Annotated in this window: 4 protein-coding genes and 1 pseudogene; all 5 read right to left on the reverse strand. The window is 35.0% G+C overall.

The features are described from left to right. Positions 1-198: 198 nt before the first annotated feature. Entirely contained in the window at positions 199-573 is a 375-nt protein-coding gene (locus GVV20_RS10145) for a hypothetical protein (RefSeq protein WP_159740092.1), read from the reverse strand. Between the two features lie 347 nt (positions 574-920). After that, positions 921-1457 (reverse strand): annotated as a pseudogene (locus GVV20_RS10150) (IS3 family transposase); the annotation flags it as partial. A gap of 15 nt (positions 1458-1472) precedes the next feature. Further along, entirely contained in the window at positions 1473-1688 is a 216-nt protein-coding gene (locus GVV20_RS10710; RefSeq protein ID WP_407925782.1) for an IS3 family transposase, read from the reverse strand. 95 nt (positions 1689-1783) lie between these two features. Further along, positions 1784-2065: a transposase gene (locus GVV20_RS10155; RefSeq protein ID WP_159740094.1), complete on the reverse strand. Its 282-nt coding sequence runs from the start codon at positions 2063-2065 to the stop codon at positions 1784-1786. Positions 2066-2547: 482 nt separating this feature from the next. Beyond that, positions 2548-4695: an N-acetylmuramoyl-L-alanine amidase-like domain-containing protein gene (locus GVV20_RS10160; RefSeq protein WP_201287489.1), complete on the reverse strand. Its 2148-nt coding sequence runs from the start codon at positions 4693-4695 to the stop codon at positions 2548-2550. Between the last annotated feature and the right edge of the window lie 83 nt (positions 4696-4778).

The following is a 4778-nucleotide window of genomic DNA, read 5'->3' on the forward strand; positions in this document are numbered from 1 at the left end:
GGATTGTACTGGTCAGTGACTGCGAGTCCAATAAATATGTATGAAGTGTTCGCAGCACTTGTCGTCTTGTTTTTCTCTTTGTACTACTTCATTGTTAACAACTATTCTAGTTTAAATATTCTATAAAAGAATCAGTCGTAATTAACGACTCTTTCTTTTTTAGACCTAAATAATATCCTTAAACTAAAGTAGGTGAAATTATTTACTCCAGCAAAAACCTAGCTGAGAAATTGGTAAATGTCTATTATCGTACATGCATTTTACCTTCTGTAGGTTCTGTGCAATATTATGACCACCTTGAGTCCATGATACATGCATAAATTGTGCTAGTTTATCGAGACAATTTATTTGAACGCACCAAGCGACTGCAGGAACAATCCAAATTGGTACTGCACTAGGTTCAGGGACAATGTAATTCCCATCCTCATCAAATATCGGTGCACTGAAATGATCATTAACCTCGACAGTTAGTTCATTAGCGGTTACTTCAGAGTCCGCATGAACTGAGCCAGAAACCATAGTCACAGTAAACAATAAAGCGAAAGTTACAAAACCAGTCAACAACTTTTTCATAAGTCCCCCCTATGCTCTGGTTTGAGCTTTTCTATTCATATTATATATCGAGCACAGTCATGTGTAAACCCTTACATTTCAGTCTTTCTATCATTTATAAATATTAAGGATGTGCGAAAAACGCACTATCTCATTAATGAACACTTTGTGTTCTAAAATTATATGCTTAACTTTACCACCAGTAACTTACCACTTTCCATTCTCGATGCAAAATTCGTGAAAATTTTTAGAAAACAAAAGTGCATGTTTTCTAAAAATTTTACTCGCGCGCTCATTTCGAATAGTTCCATTCACTGCGTTCATACTTCACCCGCACTTGTGTGACTTGTTCTAGTCGAGCAAAGTTGCTACACTAAGGTTGAATTGATATAGACTTGACTTGGGGATAATCCATTATTATAAGTATGTGGACGTTTTGAGTTATACCATTTTTGTTCAAGATCATTTATAATCGAATCCATCCTTTCTTTTATAGTAAATGTATAATGGTTCGTACATTCGTGTTTGAGTGTGTTGAAGTATCGCTCCATCAGAGCATTATCATATGGACATCCTGCACGACTTATGCTTTGCTGGATAACACGTTGTTTACAGAAATCACTAAATGATTTACTTGTGAATTGACTCCCTTGATCGCTATGTAAAATTAATCCCTTATCTGGATAATAGCGTAATAATGCTTTATGCAACGTATTAATAGCTAAACGTGAATTAATCGAAGTGCTATTTTCAGAGGCAACCACTCTGCAATCACAAACATCAATTATCATACAATTATATCGAGGTGTTCCATTACTTAGATACAGATAAGTAAAATCAACACACCAAACACAATTTTGTTTCGTTGCATGAAATTTTTGTTGGATAAGATTTGGAAACACCTTGTGTTGCTTCCCTGTCTAGAATGGTTGCTTTTTACGCCGAATAATTGATGAAATATTAAGTTCCTTCATATATTTTCGTATAGTTAGAAGGGAGTAGGAGTATCCATAATTCGCACAATAATATGACATCATTTTAGCTCCCATTGTTCCGTTACTTTTATGAAAGGATTCACTAATAAAGTGTTGTACTTTAGCTTTTTGCTCGTAGTATGGCGCTCTTCTCTGTTTCAAATAGTTGTAGCATGCATTCGTACTTACTTTAATTTTACGGCATAACCAACGAATCCCAAGGTTTTTACCATGCTCTTGAATGAACTGATACTCACTTAATCGATTTCCTTTGCAAAGAATGCTGCTGCTTTTTTTAAGAATTCATTTTCCTTTCTAAGTTCTCTAATTTCTAGAATAAGTCTTTTTGATTCTTCGAGTGATAATGTGACTTCTTGGATATAAGGGTTGTTTTGGCATTCTTTGCGAAGTTCTCTAAGCCAGTATTGTAGTGTTTCACTTCCAAGATGATACTCTTGAGTAAGACTTTTAATCGTTCTTCCTTCTTTAAGATGTAATCGTATGATTTCATCTTTTGTTTCTATACTATAATTTTTCATAAGTTGCTCCTTGATTTGATTTTATCATTTCTCAACCAAGGTGTAGCAATTTCAGTTTACTAGAACACAAACGTACCATTCATACAAATGTATAATGATTAAGCGTACAAACGTTATATCGCAATCTACAGCAAGTAATCAAACTACAATCTGGGTGAGAATGGTCATAGTTTAAAAGAGCAATGGAAGAGAATCAATCTATTTGTCCGTACATTTGCTGAAGATCGATTAACTTGTATTGATGATTTCTATATAGAAAAATAAATCGAAGAGAAGTGTTCTTATTGACCAAAGAGGTTGAAAATGGATCAATCAGCGAAGTCATTGCGCATAATCTTAATATGGTAACAAGACTTATATATGCATCTTTGAGGTACCTTTTTCATAAGTTTAAACCTTTCTAAATAACTTATCTCAAATAAAAGGTGGATGAGTTCCAATGACTCAACCACCTTTTGTTATTCGAAAGATTTTATTTTAATCTAATACTCTTTTTTACTATTTTTTTTCATTTTCGAAACCAATAAAGTGGCTATTCCAAATGAAATGAGAAGTGCACCTCCAAAATATACATGAGTTCCGTTTACTCCGGTTGCTGGGAGTGTTCCAGTGTTCTTATCCTTCTCAATGGGATCAATGTCATCAATTTTTTTATAGATGAAGTTAATGCTTAACACGTCTGTATTGGCGATACCTTCAGCGGTTGAATCGTTAACTAAAGCATAGCCCTCAATTGTAGGTGCTTCGAGTTTGTAAGATTCCATGAGTTTCAAATTAACGTCTTGAGCATCCAATAGGACATTTCCTAGTTCATCCTTATATTCAATCGTAACCGTGCTCATGAATGGTTTAAATTCTGAGTTTGAACGGAAGAATAATAATCCAGATACAGATGTATTAATTTCAAGATAGTCCGTAAGTTTTTGGTCGACAACTTTTCGAGATGATTTTGAAGATGAGGCATGGCGCATATAGGTGCCGTCTTCTTTTTGAATAACAATACCTGTATGTGTAACGTCAAGTCCTGCGATGTTTTTGCGAATGCCGATATAATCACCGGTTTTGAATGTTTTGAGAACATCTTCAGTAACATTATCGCGTGGTATGTAATTAATATCTCGATTACGCACAGCAAGTCCCGGAATATATACACCATTAGCTCCTTGATTTAAGTCTACGGAGTCTGTTTTAACGATTGAAGCATATTGTGGTGATGTTAAAAGGTCTGTTGCGACAATTGGTGACTCAGTATACCAGTCGGAGTAAAAGTGTTTACGGTGTAAATAATCTACTTTAGCATCGCGGTAACGAACATTTTTTAAATTATTAATGAAATCTTCTACCGAATGGGACTGTTTGAAACTTTCGATATAGTCAAGGAATGTAAAACAATCTAGCTCATTAAGTGCAATTACAAGTTGTTCAGGATCAGTTGTAGAACCAACTAAACGATTGGCAACATAAGGTGTTTCTAAGAAGTATGCAGAAATTATTTCAAGTTTTTCCGCATCAGTCTTTAGGTTGTTTTGTCTTAAAAGGGTAAAGACATCGTCCATCATCCGTTTTGAAGTGTCATCAAATTGAATATCAAATGCTTCGGAAGTATAACGATAGGTAAATGTTACGGTATTGGTATCTTGAACGATACCGGTATTGTCTGTTGCACGGACAAATTCGTATCCTGGTAAGTTTGGTGCCGCAATATTGAATGGCTCACCATAGGGTAGGCTTTCAGTTAGTGTTTCTTTGATTGTATTACCAGCTTCGTCTTTAAATTCAATGTTAACGGTTCCGTGAATTTGCTCGAACTGGGCATTTGAACGGAAGAATAAAAGTCCTGCTACGGATGTATTGATATCGAGGTAGTCTGTAATTTTTTGATCAACCACTTTTAGGGCAGATTTTGATGAGGAAGCATGTCGCATATAGACGCCATCTTGTTTCTCAATGACGATACCTGTATGGGTAACATCTAAACCAGCTATATTTTTACGGATTCCAATGTAATCACCTGTTTTTAGAAGTGGAAGTACATTAGATACTTTGTCTCTTGGAACGTAGTTTATGTCGCGTTCACGAACATTAAGTCCTGGTATATAAACACCTTTAGCACCTTGATTTAGTTCAACAGTATCAGTTTGAACAAATTCACTGAATTCAGGTTGTGTTAATAGGTCGGTTGCGAGGATTTGATTTTCTGAATACCAATCCGAGTAGAAGTGCTTACGGCTCAAATATTCAACGTTTCCATTAATGTAACGTACGGTCTTAAGTTGATTCACAAAATCTTCTTCATTTTTCGAACGTTTGAATGTTTCGATATAGTCTAAGAAGGTGAAGCAATCTAATTCGTTTAAAGCAATAACGAGTTCCTCGGGTTGCGTATTTGATCCGACAAGACGGTTTGCAACATAAGGTGTATCTAAAAAGTACCCAGATACAATTTCAATTTTTTCGGCATCTGTTTTATCCTTATTGTCTTTAAGTAAGGTAAAAACATCGCGCATCATTTTTTGTGACGTTTCATCAAATTGAATTGTAGGTTCGATGGCGTCATCTGCGTAAACTGGCATTGTAAATGGACTTACGCATAAAGCTAAGGTCAAAACTGCAAGTAAAAATTTCTTCATATATCTTCTCCTGTATTCGCTTACATATTTAACCTACCACTTTATTCACATTCTTGCAACAAAATTTCAAAGTAACTTAATAT

This window comes from Erysipelothrix aquatica (genome assembly GCF_009828775.2).
GTDB classification, from domain to species: domain Bacteria; phylum Bacillota_I; class Bacilli_A; order Erysipelotrichales; family Erysipelotrichaceae; genus Erysipelothrix; species Erysipelothrix aquatica.

What these genes read in the sequence shown, in the direction of transcription:
- GVV20_RS10160 (WP_201287489.1), bottom strand. Translation starts at nt 4,695, where the DNA reads ATGAAGAAATTTTTACTTGCAGTTTTGACCTTAGCTTTATGCGTAAGT.
- GVV20_RS10145 (WP_159740092.1), bottom strand. Translation starts at nt 573, where the DNA reads ATGAAAAAGTTGTTGACTGGTTTTGTAACTTTCGCTTTATTGTTTACT.
- GVV20_RS10155 (WP_159740094.1), bottom strand. Translation starts at nt 2,065, where the DNA reads ATGAAAAATTATAGTATAGAAACAAAAGATGAAATCATACGATTACAT.